The 16,068-nt window shown below is 53.0% G+C and carries 10 protein-coding genes; 2 read left to right on the top strand and 8 right to left on the bottom strand.

What is annotated here, in order from left to right; genetic code table 11:
* Positions 1–48 precede the first annotated feature (48 nt).
* Positions 49–2,754, top strand: a complete 2,706-nt coding sequence (malT, locus tag LG384_RS19040; RefSeq protein WP_045448470.1) for an HTH-type transcriptional regulator MalT — start codon at positions 49–51, stop codon at positions 2,752–2,754.
* A 42-nt stretch (positions 2,755–2,796) separates the two neighbouring features.
* Here the strand turns inward: malT and LG384_RS19035 are convergent, their stop codons facing one another.
* The 3 genes from LG384_RS19035 to glpE form a co-directional block, all read right to left on the bottom strand.
* The gene (locus LG384_RS19035) at positions 2,797–3,555 is read right to left on the bottom strand and encodes a DeoR/GlpR family transcriptional regulator (protein WP_045448472.1); all 759 of its coding nucleotides are present in this window, start codon (positions 3,553–3,555) and stop codon (positions 2,797–2,799) included.
* 94 nt (positions 3,556–3,649) lie between these two features.
* Complete coding sequence (gene glpG, locus LG384_RS19030) at positions 3,650–4,480, bottom strand: rhomboid family intramembrane serine protease GlpG (protein ID WP_225761385.1); 831 nt, start codon at positions 4,478–4,480, stop codon at positions 3,650–3,652.
* Between the two features lie 75 nt (positions 4,481–4,555).
* Positions 4,556–4,882 carry a thiosulfate sulfurtransferase GlpE gene (glpE, locus tag LG384_RS19025; protein WP_045448476.1) on the bottom strand — a complete coding sequence of 109 codons (327 nt, stop codon included), beginning with the start codon at positions 4,880–4,882 and terminating at the stop codon, positions 4,556–4,558.
* A gap of 191 nt (positions 4,883–5,073) precedes the next feature.
* On the opposite strand from glpE, the gene glpD reads away from it, so the two are divergent.
* Positions 5,074–6,582 (top strand): glycerol-3-phosphate dehydrogenase, encoded by a 1,509-nt coding sequence (glpD, locus tag LG384_RS19020; RefSeq protein WP_045448478.1) that lies wholly within the window; start codon positions 5,074–5,076, stop codon positions 6,580–6,582.
* A 105-nt stretch (positions 6,583–6,687) separates the two neighbouring features.
* Here the strand turns inward: glpD and glgP are convergent, their stop codons facing one another.
* Genes glgP through glgB form a run of 5 tightly spaced genes read right to left on the bottom strand, consistent with a single transcriptional unit; the run spans position 6,688 to position 16,057 of the window.
* Positions 6,688–9,135, bottom strand: a complete 2,448-nt coding sequence (glgP, locus tag LG384_RS19015; protein WP_045448480.1) for a glycogen phosphorylase — start codon at positions 9,133–9,135, stop codon at positions 6,688–6,690.
* 19 nt (positions 9,136–9,154) lie between these two features.
* Positions 9,155–10,588: a glycogen synthase GlgA gene (glgA, locus tag LG384_RS19010; protein WP_045448482.1), complete on the bottom strand. Its 1,434-nt coding sequence runs from the start codon at positions 10,586–10,588 to the stop codon at positions 9,155–9,157.
* Complete coding sequence (gene glgC / locus LG384_RS19005) at positions 10,588–11,883, bottom strand: glucose-1-phosphate adenylyltransferase (protein WP_045448484.1); 1,296 nt, start codon at positions 11,881–11,883, stop codon at positions 10,588–10,590. Before glgC ends, glgA begins: the two co-directional genes overlap by 1 nt.
* 14 nt (positions 11,884–11,897) lie before the next feature.
* Positions 11,898–13,874: a glycogen debranching protein GlgX gene (gene glgX / locus LG384_RS19000; protein ID WP_225761384.1), complete on the bottom strand. Its 1,977-nt coding sequence runs from the start codon at positions 13,872–13,874 to the stop codon at positions 11,898–11,900.
* Positions 13,874–16,057, bottom strand: a complete 2,184-nt coding sequence (gene glgB / locus LG384_RS18995) for a 1,4-alpha-glucan branching enzyme (protein ID WP_048222925.1) — start codon at positions 16,055–16,057, stop codon at positions 13,874–13,876. The genes glgX and glgB overlap by 1 nt, the downstream gene beginning before the upstream one ends.
* Positions 16,058–16,068 lie beyond the last annotated feature (11 nt).

Below are 16,068 nucleotides of genomic sequence, written 5' to 3'. Positions count from 1 at the left end.
CAAAAAAAATCATTTTTCCCCATTTTCACACAGTGAAGTGACTAACTTATGTTGATTCCGTCTAAATTAAGTCGTCCGGTTCGACTCGACCATACGGTGGTTCGTGAGCGCCTGCTGGCTAAACTTTCCGGCGCGAACAATTTCAGGCTCGCTCTGATAACAAGTCCTGCTGGCTACGGAAAAACGACGCTTATTTCGCAGTGGGCTGCGGGGAAAAATGAATTAGGCTGGTACTCTCTTGATGAAGGTGATAATCAGCAGGAGCGATTTGCCAGCTATTTGATTGCCGCTATCCAGCAGGCAACTGGTGGGCACTGTACGACCAGCGAAACGATGGTGCAAAAACGCCAGTACGCCAGCCTGACTTCTCTCTTTGCTCAGCTATTTATTGAGCTGGCAGAGTGGCATCGTCCGCTTTATCTGGTCGTAGATGATTATCATCTGATCTCTAATCCGGCTATCCACGAAGCGATGCGCTTTTTCCTGCGCCACCAGCCTGAGAATCTCACGCTGGTCGTACTGTCACGTAACTTACCGCAACTGGGTATCGCTAACCTGCGTGTGCGCGATCAACTGCTGGAGATAGGCAGCCAACAATTAGCCTTTAACCATCAGGAAGCCAAACAATTCTTTGACCGTCGTCTTTCATCCCCCATTGAGGCGGCGGAAAGCAGCCGCATGTGTGATGACGTCGCTGGCTGGGCAACCGCGTTACAACTGATCGCCCTTTCCGCTCGCCAGAATAACAATTCTGCGCACCAATCAGCGCGCCGTCTGGCGGGTATCAACGCCAGTCATTTGTCCGACTATCTGGTCGATGAAGTTCTGGATAGCGTTGATCAGGGTACTCGTCACTTCCTGCTGAAAAGCGCCATCCTGCGTTCAATGAACGACACGTTGATTACCCGGGTAACCGGTGAAGAAAACGGCCAAATGCGGCTGGAAGAAATTGAGCGTCAGGGTTTATTCCTGCAACGGATGGATGACGTTGGCGAATGGTTTAGCTATCACCCTCTGTTTGGCAACTTTTTACGCCAGCGCTGCCAGTGGGAACTGGCGACCGAGCTTCCCGAAATACACCGTGCCGCCGCAGAAAGCTGGATGGCACAAGGTTTCCCCAGCGAAGCGATTCATCATGCACTGGCCGCGGGCGATGCCCATATGCTGCGCGATATCCTGCTCAATCATGCATGGGGGCTGTTTAACCACAGCGAGCTGGCGTTACTGGAAGAGTCACTGAAAGCTCTACCGTGGGAAAGTCTGCTGGAAAACCCACGTCTGGTGCTGTTGCAGGCCTGGCTGATGCAGAGTCAGCATCGCTACAGTGAGGTTAACACCCTGCTGGCGCGTGCCGAGCAGGAAATGAAAGGCGATATGGAAACAACCCTGCATGCGGAATTTAATGCTCTGCGTGCACAGGTGGCGATTAACGACGGTAACCCTGACGAAGCAGAACGTCTGGCAAAACTGGCGCTGGATGAATTACCTATCGCCTGGTTCTATAGCCGCATTGTCGCCATGTCGGTACACGGTGAAGTCCTGCACTGCAAAGGCGATCTCACTCGTTCGTTGTCGTTGATGCAACAAACAGAGCAAATGGCACGTCATCATGACGTCTGGCATTACGCGCTCTGGAGCCTGATCCAGCAAAGTGAAATTTTATTCGCTCAGGGCTTTTTGCAGGCCGCCTGGGAGACTCAGGAAAAAGCGTTCCAGTTGATTAAAGAGCAGCATCTGGAGCAACTGCCGATGCACGAGTTTCTGGTTCGTATCCGGGCACAGTTACTATGGGCCTGGGCACGTCTGGATGAATCCGAAGCCTCTGCCCGCAGCGGTATTGAACTCCTTTCCACTTTTCAACCCCAGCAGCAGCTTCAATGCCTGGCTCTGCTGGTTCAGTGCTCACTGGCGCGGGGTGACCTGGACAACGCCCGCAGTCTGCTTAATCGCCTGGAAAACCTGCTGGGTAACGGACGTTATCACAGCGACTGGATTTCCAATGCCGATAAGGTCCGGGTAATTTACTGGCAAATGACCGGGGACAAAAACTCGGCTGCCAACTGGCTGCGCCACACGCCAAAACCGGAATTCGCCAACAACCATTTCCTGCAAAGTCAGTGGCGTAACATCGCCCGTGCGCAGATCCTGTTGGGTGAATTCGAGCCGGCAGAGATTGTGCTGGAAGAATTAAACGAAAATGCACGCAACCTGCGCCTGATGAGCGATCTGAACCGCAACCTGCTGCTGCTCAATCAGCTTTACTGGCAGGCAGGACGCAAAAATGACGCCCAACGCGTATTGCTTGATGCGCTGCAACTGGCTAACCGTACCGGGTTTATCAGCCACTTTGTCATCGAAGGTGAGGCCATGGCGCAGCAGTTGCGCCAGTTGATTCAGCTCAATACGCTGCCGGAACTCGATCAGCATCGTGCCCAGCGTATTTTGCGTGAGATTAACCAACACCATCGCCACAAATTCGCCCACTTTGATGAAGGATTCGTTGAACGTCTGCTGACTCACCCGGAAGTGCCGGAACTGATCCGTACCAGCCCACTGACCCAGCGTGAGTGGCAGGTTTTAGGCCTGATTTATTCCGGTTATAGCAACGAACAAATCGCCGGAGAACTGGCGGTAGCGGCGACAACCATCAAAACGCATATTCGCAACTTGTACCAAAAACTTGGCGTGGCACACCGCCAGGATGCGGTGCAGCATGCGCAGAAACTGCTGAAGATGATGGGGTACGGCGTTTAATTTTGCCCGGTGGCATTGAAGCTTACCGGGCCTACAGATGGCCTAGCACAGCTCTAGCTGAATGTGATTATCAGCAATCACCTGCATCACGCCCGCTGGCGGCAAGATATCGGTATAGACGGCATCCACCATGCTGATACTCCCCATATTCACCATCGCGTTACGTCCAAACTTCGAGTGATCCACCACCAACATCACATGACGTGAATTTTCAATAATGGCACGTTTGGTGCGAACTTCGTGATAATCAAACTCCAGCAATGAACCATCGCTGTCGATGCCGCTAATACCCAAAATACCGAAGTCCAGACGGAACTGTGAAATAAAGTCGAGGGTCGCTTCACCCATAATGCCGCCATCACGGCTGCGCAGTTCGCCACCGGCCAGAATGATACGGAAATCCTCTTTCGCCATCAGCGTGTTTGCCACATTGAGGTTGTTGGTCACAATGCGTAAGTTGCTGTGATTCAGCAATGCGTGAGCCACCGCTTCCGGAGTGGTACCGATGTCTATAAACAGCGTGGAGCCGTTAGGGATCTGCGTGGCAACTTTACGAGCAATACGCTCTTTTTCCGCCGTCTGCGTCGCCTTACGGTCATGCCACGGGGTATTCACTGAGCTGGATGGTAATGCCGCGCCACCGTGGTGGCGCAAAATCATATTCTGATCGGCCAGATCGTTAAGATCCCGGCGAATCGTTTGTGGGCTGACGGAGAAATGCTCCACCAGTTCCTCGGTGCTGACGTATCCCTGTTTTTTTACCAGTTCAATGATCGCGTCATGTCGTTGTGTTTGTTTCATTATAAGTCCCTGGAATTAACAAAGATCTTGTGCCGGATGGCGGCTGCGGCCTTATCCGGCCTGCAATTCGCATTACCATCCCGCTCAATCTCATTCACGTTCGTTTTCGTACATGAATAGTATCTGCAAATGCCATTGCCAGACCGACGGCCAGCCCGGCAATATGTGCTCCGTTCGCCATAGACATGCCGAACAGATCAAACCAGCCGGCAACAATCCAGATCAAGGCAAAGATAATCAAACCGCGTTGCAGGAAAATACCGCTTTGCGGATCGCGCTCGCCGCGCAACCACACGTACCCCATCAACGCATAAACCACGCCAGACAATCCACCAAACCACGGGCCACTAAATTTTTGTTGAACATAGCCGCTCAGCAGCGCGCTGATAACGGTAATGACAATGAGTTTGCCGCTGCCCAGACGTTTTTCTACCGCCCCGCCGAGATACCACCACCACAGCAGGTTAAAAAGAATGTGCATCAGCGAAAAGTGCATAAAAGCGTGGGTGAAATAACGCCAGAACTCAAACTTCAGCGTCGGGTCAAACGGCCACGCCATCCATAGCATGACCGTCTGGTCGCCCACGACGTTCATCGCGATATACACCAACACGCACGCCGCCATCACAGCCCAGGTCACCGGACCAGCCCGTTCGCGCAGCGTGGCAAGAAACGGAAAACGTTGATAGCGCAGCCCACTGTCTGTCTGGCCAGACTGCCAGCTGGCAGCCAAATAACGCGGGTCCCCTGGATTTTCCTGAAAACGCGCCAGTTCAGCCCGCACGCGCTCAGCCTGGGACTCATCCGCCAGCCAGACATCGGTTTGCTGATGTTGTTGAATTGTCAGAATAACGCCCTGTGTCGCCATATAATCAACAAATGCCTGCGCCACGCGGGGGTTAGCAAAAGAGGTAATCATCAACATTGTTGCTGTCGCTTATTCCACACAAAAGGGGACAGTATATATACCCTGCTCATTTCAGGCTGCATCTTTGTTAGCTTACGAACCAAAAGCCACTTCTGCAGGAAAATGTCGATGCCACGCATCAAAGCCGCCGTCAACGCTGTATACCGCGTCATATCCCTGTTGAAGCAGATATTGCGCCGCGCCCTTACTGCTGTTGCCGTGGTAACACATCACCATCACTGCGGTATCGAAATCATGGTCGCGCATAAATGAACCCAGCGTATCGTTAGTCAAATGAAACGCTTGTGGCGCATGACCCATTGCATAACTTTGTGGATCGCGGATATCCACCAGCACCGCCATTCCATGCAGCAACTTTTGATGGGCTTCTTCGACATTAATACATTCAAACTGATCCATGGTGTTCTCTTTTTCTTTCTCTGCAGGTGTTCAATATTACCGTCCAGTGTACGTTGCCTGCACAGGTAAACGCCATAATGTTATATGTATCACTGTAAATTGTTTATCCGATGTTACCAATGGCGCTATTCTTTGCTATTATGCTCGATAACGAACATTAATGAGCTATAACGAAAGTGCGAGAGGCCAGCATGGAAACCAAAGATCTGATTGTGATAGGTGGAGGCATCAACGGTGCCGGTATCGCGGCAGATGCCGCTGGACGCGGTTTATCCGTGCTGATGCTGGAAGCGCAGGATTTAGCCTGTGCGACCTCTTCCGCCAGCTCTAAACTCATCCACGGTGGCCTGCGCTACCTGGAACACTATGAATTTCGTCTGGTCAGTGAAGCGCTGGCTGAACGTGAAGTGCTGTTGAAAATGGCACCGCATATTGCTTTCCCGATGCGTTTTCGTCTGCCCCATCGCCCACACCTGCGCCCGGCATGGATGATTCGCATTGGTCTGTTTATGTACGATCACTTGGGCAAACGCACCAGTTTACCAGGTTCAACTGGTTTGCGTTTTGGCGCAGACTCGGTGATGAAGCCTGAGATCGTGCGCGGTTTCGAATATTCTGACTGCTGGGTAGACGATGCGCGTCTGGTTCTGGCAAACGCCCAAATGGTGGTACGTAAAGGTGGCGAAGTCTTGACCCGCACTCGCGCCACTTCCGCTCGTCGCGAAAACGGTCTGTGGATTGTCGAAGCAGAAGATATCGATACCGGTAAAAAACACACCTGGCAGGCTCGCGGCCTGGTAAACGCCACTGGCCCGTGGGTAAAAGAGTTCTTCGATGACGGAATGCACCTGCCATCACCGTATGGTATTCGCCTGATTAAAGGCAGCCACATCGTGGTACCACGCGTGCATACCCAGAAGCAGGCTTATATCCTGCAAAACGAAGATAAGCGTATTGTTTTCGTTATCCCCTGGATGGATGAATTCTCAATTATCGGTACCACTGACGTTGAGTATCAGGGCGACCCGAAAGCGGTGAAGATTGATGAAAGCGAAATCAATTACCTGCTGAAGGTCTACAACGCACACTTTAAGAAACAACTGGGCCGTGATGATATCGTCTGGACCTATTCTGGCGTCCGCCCGCTGTGCGATGACGAGTCCGATTCACCGCAGGCTATCACCCGTGATTACACGCTGGATATCCACGATGAAAACGGCAAAGCGCCGCTGCTTTCCGTCTTTGGCGGCAAACTGACGACCTACCGTAAGCTGGCAGAACACGCGATGGAAAAACTGTCGTCTTACTATCAGGGCATTGGCCCGGCATGGACCAAAGAGTGCATCCTGCCCGGCGGTGATATTGGCGGCGATCGTGAAGACTACGCGGCAAAACTGCGCCGCCGCTATCCGTTCCTGACCGAGTCTCTGGCACGCCACTACTCGCGCACCTACGGTAGCAACACGGAATGGATCCTCGGTGACGCGACCTCGGTTGCTGAGCTGGGCGAAGACTTCGGCCATGAATTCTACGAAGCAGAGCTGAAGTATCTGGTCGATCACGAATGGGTGCGTCGCGCAGACGATGCCCTGTGGCGTCGTACGAAAGAAGGTATGTGGCTGAATGCCGAACAGCAGTCGCGCATGACCCAGTGGCTGGTGGAATATGTGGAAAAACACCAGTTGTCGCTAGCGTCTTAAGACACACGCTATAAAACTGTAGGCCCGGTAAGCGTCAGAGCCACCGGGCCTTTTGCCGGATGGCGGCTAACGCCTTATCCGGCCTACAGGTCATCCTATCCCTTGTTACAACCGCACCGAATCAATATGCCAGATGTTTTCGGCATACTCTTTGATCGTCCTGTCTGATGAGAAGTACCCCATATTGGCGATATTGATCATCGACTTCGTGGTCCACTCTTCCGGACGGCGATACAGTTCGTCTACCTTATCCTGGCAATCGACATAGCTGCGATAATCCGCCAGCACCTGGTAGTGGTCACCAAAGTTGATTAACGAGTCCACCAGATCGCGATAGCGTCCCGGCTCCTCAGGGCTGAATACGCCGCTGCCGATTTGCGTCAGCACCTGATGCAATTCTTCATCTTTCTCGTAATATTCACGCGGTTTGTAGCCTTTACTGCGTAATGCTTCGACTTCTTCCGCTGTATTACCGAAGATAAAGATATTTTCCGCACCCACATGCTCCAGCATCTCGACGTTTGCTCCGTCCAGCGTGCCAATAGTCAGCGCTCCGTTCAGAGCAAACTTCATATTGCTGGTACCGGAAGCTTCCGTCCCTGCCAGAGAAATCTGTTCAGACAGGTCGGCTGCAGGGATGATCACCTGCGCCAGGCTGACACTGTAATTGGGAATAAACACCACCTTCAGCTTGTCGCCAATCTGCGGATCGTTATTGATCACTTTAGCGACATCGTTGATAAGATGAATAATGTGCTTCGCCATGTAATAGGCCGAAGCAGCCTTACCGGCGAAGATATTGACGCGTGGTACCCACTCGGCTTCAGGATCGTCCTTAATGCGGTTGTAGCGGGTGATCACATGCAGCACATTCATCAACTGCCGTTTGTACTCATGAATACGTTTGATCTGCACGTCAAACAGCGATTTCGGGTTCACTACCACGTTAAGCTGTTGGGCAATGAGCGCAGCCAGACGCTTTTTATTCTCCAGCTTTGCCTGGCGCACTGCGTGATTCACCAGCGGATAATCACAGTGCTGCTCAAGCTCGCTGAGCTGGCTGAGATCGGTACGCCAGGTGCGGCCAATATTCTCATCCAGCACATCGGAGAGCGGCGGGTTCGCCAGCGCCAGCCAGCGACGAGGAGTCACACCGTTGGTCACATTACAGAAGCGCGTCGGGAAAATCTTCGCAAAATCCGCAAACAACGACTGCACCATCAGGTTGGAGTGCAGCTCAGAAACGCCGTTCACTTTATGGCTCACCACTACCGCCAGCCATGCCATACGCACACGACGACCGTTGGATTCATCAATGATCGATGTCCGCCCCAACAGGCCGGTATCATTCGGATACTGCTCCTGTAACGTTTTCAGGAAGTAATCGTTAATCTCAAAGATGATTTGCAGATGGCGCGGCAAAATTTTACCCAGCATATCGACCGGCCAGGTTTCCAGCGCTTCACTCATTAACGTGTGGTTGGTGTAAGAGAAGACCTGACAGCACACTTCAAACGCGTCATCCCAGCTAAATTTGTGCTCATCAATAAGCAGGCGCATCAGCTCCGGAATAGACAGCACCGGATGGGTATCGTTGAGGTGAATGGCGATTTTATCCGCCAGATTGTCGTAGGTTTTGTGCAACTGATAATGACGACTCAGGATGTCCTGCACCGTGGAGGAGACCAGAAAGTACTCCTGACGCAAACGCAGCTCGCGCCCTGAATAGGTGGAGTCATCCGGATATAGCACACGAGATACGTTCTCGGAGTGGTTTTTATCTTCCACCGCCGCGAAGTAATCCCCCTGGTTAAATTTACCAAGGTTGATTTCGCTACTGGCCTGGGCGTTCCACAGGCGCAGCGTGTTGGTGGCGTCGGTATCGTAGCCCGGGATAATCTGGTCGTAAGCCACCGCGAGGATCTCTTCAGTTTCAATCCAGCGCGTTTTCTTGCCTTCCTGCTGAATACGACCGCCAAAACGTACTTTGTAGCGGGTATTGTGGCGTTTAAACTCCCACGGGTTACCATATTCCAGCCAGTAGTCCGGGGATTCTTTCTGTCGGCCATCAACAATGTTCTGTTTGAACATGCCGTAGTCATAACGAATACCGTAACCACGTCCCGGCAGGCCCAGCGTCGCCAGAGAATCCAGGAAACAGGCTGCCAGACGCCCGAGACCACCGTTTCCGAGGCCGGGGTCATTTTCTTCGTCGATCAGATCTTCGAGATCTAACCCCATACCTTCCAGTGCATTTTTTACATCGTCGTAGATTCCCAACGATAACAGTGCATTAGAAAGTGTGCGGCCAATCAGAAACTCCATTGACAGATAATAGACCTGGCGAGTTTCCTGAGACAATTGCGCACGGTTAGAACGCAGCCAGCGCTCCACGAGACGATCCCGCACCGCGAATAATGTGGCGTTCAGCCACTCATGTTTATTGGCAATGACCGGATCTTTACCAATAGTGAACATCAGCTTATAGGCAATAGAATGCTTAAGTGCCTCTACGCTGAGTGTGGGCGATGCATAAGTAAATGGAGCATTCATATAGGTGATTCCTGGATATCTATTTCAAGCGATAGTAAAGCTCACGGTAAGACTTCGCCGCGACTTGCCAGCTAAAATCCATGGTCATGGCCTGACGTTGTACAAACCGCCAAAGCGAAGGCCGGGACCACAATACGAAAGCACGCCGAATCGCCCGCAACAGCGACCAGGCATTACTATCTTCAAATACAAACCCACTGGCGATACCGTCCGCCAGGTTTTCCAGCGAACTATCAGACACCGTATCAGCCAGCCCACCGGTGCGCCGCACCAGCGGCAGCGTGCCGTACTTCAGTCCATACAATTGCGTTAAGCCACATGGCTCAAAGCGGCTGGGAACCAGAATGACATCGGCCCCACCCATGATGCGATGAGAGAAGGCCTCGTGATAACCAATCTGCACCCCCACCTGCCCTGGATGCTCTGCTGCAGCGGCCAGGAACCCCTCCTGCAACACCGGATCGCCCGCGCCGAGTAACGCCAGCTGTCCACCCTGCTCTAACAAACCCGGCAGCGCTTCCAGCACCAGGTCCAAACCTTTCTGGCTGGTCAGGCGACTTACCACTGCAAAGAGCGGCACTTTATCGTTAACCTTAAGCCCCATTGCAATCTGCAACTGACGCTTGTTCTCTGCTTTATCCTCCAACGTATCGCGGGTATAGCGCGATGCCAGCAGCAAGTCCGTTTCCGGACTCCAGATGTTTTCATCGACACCGTTCAGTACGCCGGAAAGACGCCCCTCGCGATGGCGCTGCTGCAACAAACCTTCCATCCCGTAGGCAAACTGCGGCTCAGTGATTTCCCGCGCATAGGTCGGGCTGACCGCCGTAATGTGGTCGGCGTAGTACAAACCGGCCTTCAGGAAGGAAATCTGCCCATTGAACTCCAGACCATGCACATTAAAGAACGACCATGGCAATTGGATGTCATCCATATGCTTTGCATAAAACATGCCTTGATACGCCAGATTGTGCACAGTGAACACAGACTTCGCCGGATGGCCGCGCGCCGCCAGATACGCCGGGGCCAACCCGGCATGCCAGTCGTGCGCGTGCACCACATCCGGGCGCCAGAATGGATCAAGACCACAGGCCATTTCACATCCGACCCAGCCGAGCAGTGCAAAGCGCAGGACGTTATCGGTATAAGCAAACAGATTTGTGTCGTGATACGGGCTGCCGGGGCGGTCATAGAGATGCGGCGCATCAATCAGGTAAATGCCGACACCGTTGTAATGTCCGAACAGCAAGGTGATTCTGCCAGCAAAGGTATCCCGACGCGTTACAACCTGCGCATCAGGGATACCGCGGCGAATATCGGGAAACGCCGGGAGCAGCACGCGGGCATCCACTCCGTCCGCAATTTGCGCAGCGGGCAATGCCCCAATCACATCCGCCAGTCCCCCGGTTTTTAACAGGGGAAACATCTCTGAACATACGTGTAAAACCTGCATTATCGCTCCTGTTTGATCTGCAGTTTGCGTAGCATTTCACGCGTGACCAGCACAATGCCTTCCTCTGAACGGTAGAAGCGACGTGCATCTTCTTCCGCATTTTCACCAATGACCATACCTTCAGGGATAACGCAGGCGCGGTCGATGATACAGCGACGTAACCGGCACGAACGCCCTACCCACACTTCAGGTAACAACACTGCCGAATCAATGTTACAGAATGAATTCACCCGCACCCGCGGGAACAGCACGGACTGCACCACCACCGAACCGGAAATAATACACCCACCGGAAACCAGCGAGTTCAGCGTCATTCCGTGGCTACCGGAACGGTCCTGCACGAACTTCGCTGGTGGCAGTGATTCCATATGTGTACGAATCGGCCAGTCCTGGTCATACATGTCCAGTTCAGGCGTTACCGAAGCCAGATCGAGGTTCGCCTTCCAGTAGGCCTCCAATGTTCCAACATCACGCCAGTACGGCTCGGATTCCGGGTCGGACTGTACGCAGGACAACGGGAAAGGATGTGCAAACGCCATACCCGCTTCGGTGATTTTCGGGATGATATCTTTGCCGAAGTCATGGCTTGAGTTTTCGTCCAGGTCATCTTCCGCCAAAAGTTCATAGAGATAATCGGCGTCAAATACGTAGATCCCCATACTGGCGAGGGATTTTGTTGGATCATTTGGCATGGCTGGCGGATTTGCCGGTTTTTCAACGAATTCGATAATTTTGTCGTTTTCGTCCACATCCATTACGCCAAATGCGCTGGCCTCTTCAATCGGTACCGGCATACAGGCTACGGTGCAGCGAGCGCCCTTCTCAACGTGGTCGATCAGCATGCGCGAGTAGTCCTGTTTGTAAATATGATCCCCCGCGAGTATCACCACATACTCCGCTTTATAGCGTCGAATGATGTCCAGGTTCTGCGTTACCGCATCTGCCGTTCCGCGATACCAGTTTTCCCCCTGCATTCTTTGCTGAGCAGGAAGCAGGTCGACAAACTCGTTCATCTCTTCGCTGAAGAACGACCAACCGCGCTGGATATGTTGTACCAGCGTGTGCGACTGGTACTGCGTGATCACGCCAATACGGCGGATCCCGGAGTTAAGACAGTTGGATAAAGCAAAATCGATAATGCGGAACTTACCGCCAAAGTGTACGGCTGGCTTGGCGCGTTTGTTGGTTAAATCTTTCAGGCGTGTCCCGCGGCCACCGGCCAGGATTAGGGCAACAGATTTCAATGGCAGCTGGCGCGCCAACATTACACGATCGTTCTTATCTAAACTCACCATGACTAACTCCTTTTTTATCTTCTCTGGAACACACACAGTCCGTGCGCAGGTCCCTGCCAGACAGCCGTAAGCACCGGATTATCCTCTCCGGCAAATGGGGGGATGGCGTGCCATTCCCCTTCAGGTAAAACGATATCTGTCACCTCAAGCGAAGCGTTTATCGCAATCAAAAAACGCTCTGAAAGCAGGATTTGCATCTGCTTCAGGCCGTTTTGCCACTCATCCGCACTTAAGGGTTGTGCATACTTGTTCAGCCAACGGACATTGCCATCACCCTCTTCCCACCAGCGATCGTTTGTTAACGCGGGGATCTGCCGGCGAAGATGAATCAAGGCGGCGGTAAATGCGGTAAGCCCACTGTTTGCCTGCTGCCAGTCCAGCCAGGTTAAAGCGTTATCCTGGCAGTAAGCGTTATTGTTGCCGTGCTGGCTATGACCATGCTCATCGCCCGCCAACAACATCGGCGTCCCCTGAGAGAGCAACAGCGTCGTTAACAGGGCATGAATGCTGTCGCGCCGCCTTTCAATCAGGTCCAGCGTGCCGCCTAACCCTTCTTTACCATGATTATCACTGTAGTTATTGCTAGTGCCGTCCCGATTTTCCTCACCGTTCGCTTCATTGTGCTTATTTGTGAAGCACACACAGTCGCGCAGCGTAAAACCGTCATGCGCAGTAACCAGATTAACCGTGGCGCTGGGTTTACGACCATTGCGTTTAAACACATCGCTGGATGCTGCAAAACGTCCAGCAAACTCCCCCAGCGACAGATTACGCTGTAGCCAGAAGCGTCGGATTGCGTCGCGGAAATGGTCATTCCATTCGACAAACGGTGGTGGGAAATTACCCACCTGATAACCGCCTTCACCAATATCCCACGGCTCTGCAATCAGCTTAACGCGTGAGAGCAACGGACAGTTTTGGATGGCGGTAAACAGCGGTGCATCCTGACGAAACGCAGGCGTGCGCCCCATAACGGAAGCTAAATCGAAACGAAAACCATCCACGTGGCAGGTTTCAACCCAATAACGCAGGCATTCACACGCATACTCCACCACACCGGGATGGCTCAGATTGATGGTGTTCCCACAGCCGGTCCAGTTGTAGTAATCACCATCTTCCCTAATCCAATAATAGCTACGGTTATCAATTCCGCGCAGCGAGAAGAGCGGCCCCTCAAGATCCAACTCGGCGCTGTGGTTTAAAACGATATCGAGAATGACCTCAATACCCGCTTTGTGCAGCGCTTTCACCGCGTCACGAAACTCATCAAGAGCGCTCTCTGGCGAGCAGGCATAAGCCGGATGCAGCGCAAACATCGCCAACGGGTTGTAACCCCAGTAGTTAGATAATCCCAGCCGTTGAAGACGGGGTTCGCTGGCGAAATGCGCCACTGGCAGCAGCTCCAGCGCGGTAATGCCAAGGTGCCTGAAATAGTCAATCATCACCGGATGACCGAGCGCTTTGTACGTGCCGCGAATATCCTCCGGGATATCGGGGTGCAGATACGTCAGTCCTTTGACGTGTGCTTCGTAAATGACGGTGTTGCCCCACGGTGTACGCGGCGGGGCATCATCCTCCCAGTCATATCGGTCTGATACCACCACGCACTTGAGCGCAATCTCCGCATTGTCACGATGATCCGGCTCATCCACCCCACCGTTTAGCAGCGGGTTATCTTTTAACTCGCCTTCCACGCGGCGTGCACAGGGGTCAATCAGCAGTTTCGCCGGGTTAAAACGATGACCTTGCCCAGGTTGCCACGGCCCATGTACACGATAACCATAACGCAAACCCGGTCTGGCACCGGCCAGATAACCGTGCCAGACATCACCGCTACGTCCAGGCAGGTCATAGCGGTGCTCGCAGCCTTGCTCATCGAAGACGCATAGCTCAACGCGCTCAGCGTGGGCCGAGAAGAGTGTAAAATTGACGCCATGACCGTCATACATGGCACCGTGGGGGGTGGCGTTACCGATTGCCAGATGTGTCATCACCCCTCCCGAACCAGCCAAATCGTGGCCAGCGGAGGCAAGGTGAGACTCAACGAGTGCTGACGACCATGGCTGGCGATTTCATCGCTGTGTACCACGCCGCCATTACCGGTATTGCTGCCGTGGTAATGCATCGAGTCAGTATTAAGGATCTCACGCCATTTACCCGGTTGATTGATGCCAAAGCGATAGCCGTAACGTGGCACTGGCGTAAAGTTGCTGGCGACAATAATTTCGTTGCCAGCTTTGTCACGACGGACAAAAATCAGCACCGAACGCTCGTTGTCGTCCACCACCAGCCATTCGAACCCATACCCGTCAAAGTCGAGCTCATGCAACGCCTTGTGGTGACGGTAGGTGTGGTTCAAATCACGTACTAGGCGTTGTACGCCGTGATGCCAGTTATCGCCCCCTTCCAGCAAATGCCAGTCGAGGCTGGCATCGTGGTTCCATTCTCGTCCCTGGGCAAATTCGTTACCCATAAACAGCAGTTTCTTGCCGGGGAAGGCCCACATCCAGCCATAGTAGGCACGTAGATTGGCAAACTTCTGCCACGCGTCGCCTGGCATGCGATCAAGGATCGATTTCTTACCGTGCACCACTTCATCGTGGGACAACGGCAGAACAAAGTTTTCGGTATAGTTGTAGAGCATGCCGAAAGTCAGCTTATCGTGATGATGCTGACGATAAATCGGATCCAGCTTCATGTAGTCCAGCGTGTCATGCATCCAGCCCAGGTTCCACTTGTACCAGAAACCTAAGCCGCCCATATCCTGCGGTCTCGATACTCCGGCAAAGTCGGTGGATTCCTCCGCCATGCTCACAGCACCAGGTACCTGTTCACCAAGAATACGGTTGGTATTACGCAAAAACTCAATGGCTTCGAGGTTTTCGCGCCCGCCGAATTCGTTAGGAACCCATTCCCCTTCCTTACGACTGTAATCGCGATAGATCATCGACGCCACGGCATCGACCCGCAGCGCGTCAATGCCAAATCGTTCAATCCAGTACAGGGCGTTGCCCACCAGATAGTTGCTGACTTCACGGCGACCGTAGTTGTATATCAGCGTGTTCCAGTCCTGGTGATACCCTTCGCGCGGATCGCTGTGTTCATACAAATTGGTGCCATCAAACTCTGCCAGCCCAAAATCGTCCGACGGAAAATGGCCCGGCACCCAGTCAAGGATGACATTCAGCCCGGCCTGATGCGCGGCATTCACAAAATAGCGGAAGTCATCGCGCGTGCCGAAACGACGGGTAGGTGCGTACATGCCAGTCGGCTGGTAACCCCAGCTACCATCGAACGGATGTTCGTTAATTGGTAGCAACTCAAGGTGGGTAAACCCCATCCACTTCACGTAGGGGATTAGCTGATCCGCAAGTTCGCGGTAGCTCAACCAAAAATTGTTGTCCGTATGGCGACGCCATGAGCCCAGATGGACTTCATAGATAGAGATCGGAGCATCAAACTGGTTAGCTTTTTTACGCTCCTCAGTTTGCACGACTTTTTCCGGCAAACCACAGATCAGCGATGCTGTTTCAGGACGCATTTGCGCTTCAAAAGCGTAAGGATCAGCTTTGATGCGTAGCTTGCCGTTAGCATCGATCATCTCGTACTTATATAGCTGACCATGCTGTGCACCGGGGATAAACAGCTCCCAGATGCCGCTCTCTTTACGCAGACGCATCGGGTGTCGGCGTCCATCCCAGTAATTGAACTGCCCGACTACCGAGACACGTTGTGCATTCGGCGCCCAGACGGAGAAACGAGTACCTGTTACGCCGTCCATGGTATCCGCATGTGCGCCCAGCGTTTCGTAGGGGCGCAGATGCGTCCCTTCAGACAGCAGCCAGGCATCCATATCTTGTATTAGTGGGCCAAAACGGTAAGGGTCATCAATCAGATTCTGCTGTCCATGCCAGACAACAGCCAGTTGATAGCGAAAGAAATTTTTACGTCGGGGAAGTACAGCACAGAAAAAACCGCGAGAGTCGAGACAGTCCAGTTTGCCGACTTTGCGTCCGGTTTTAGGTTCGATCACCCACACTTCGGTGGCGTCAGGCAATAGGGCACGGACTTCAAGTCCCGCTTCAGTTTGGTGCATACCGAGTACGGAAAAAGGATCCGCAAAATGGCCTGCAATTAGCGCATTAATCACGTCTCTATCAACACGAACGGACATGGTTGTCATCC

Origin of the sequence: Citrobacter sp. Marseille-Q3906 (assembly GCF_916618775.1) — a bacterium.
In the GTDB taxonomy this organism is placed as follows: domain Bacteria; phylum Pseudomonadota; class Gammaproteobacteria; order Enterobacterales; family Enterobacteriaceae; genus Citrobacter; species Citrobacter murliniae.
This window is presented reverse-complemented; position numbering and strand designations above follow the sequence as displayed.

Bases quoted from the DNA above. Each gene is read 5' to 3' on its own strand.
- malT (WP_045448470.1), top strand. From the start codon at position 49: ATGTTGATTCCGTCTAAATTAAGTCGTCCGGTTCGACTCGACCATACG.
- LG384_RS19035 (WP_045448472.1), bottom strand. From the start codon at position 3,555: ATGAAACAAACACAACGACATGACGCGATCATTGAACTGGTAAAAAAA.
- glpG (WP_225761385.1), bottom strand. From the start codon at position 4,480: ATGTTGATGATTACCTCTTTTGCTAACCCCCGCGTGGCGCAGGCATTT.
- glpE (WP_045448476.1), bottom strand. From the start codon at position 4,882: ATGGATCAGTTTGAATGTATTAATGTCGAAGAAGCCCATCAAAAGTTG.
- glpD (WP_045448478.1), top strand. From the start codon at position 5,074: ATGGAAACCAAAGATCTGATTGTGATAGGTGGAGGCATCAACGGTGCC.
- glgP (WP_045448480.1), bottom strand. From the start codon at position 9,135: ATGAATGCTCCATTTACTTATGCATCGCCCACACTCAGCGTAGAGGCA.
- glgA (WP_045448482.1), bottom strand. From the start codon at position 10,588: ATGCAGGTTTTACACGTATGTTCAGAGATGTTTCCCCTGTTAAAAACC.
- glgC (WP_045448484.1), bottom strand. From the start codon at position 11,883: ATGGTGAGTTTAGATAAGAACGATCGTGTAATGTTGGCGCGCCAGCTG.
- glgX (WP_225761384.1), bottom strand. From the start codon at position 13,874: ATGACACATCTGGCAATCGGTAACGCCACCCCCCACGGTGCCATGTAT.
- glgB (WP_048222925.1), bottom strand. From the start codon at position 16,057: ATGTCCGTTCGTGTTGATAGAGACGTGATTAATGCGCTAATTGCAGGC.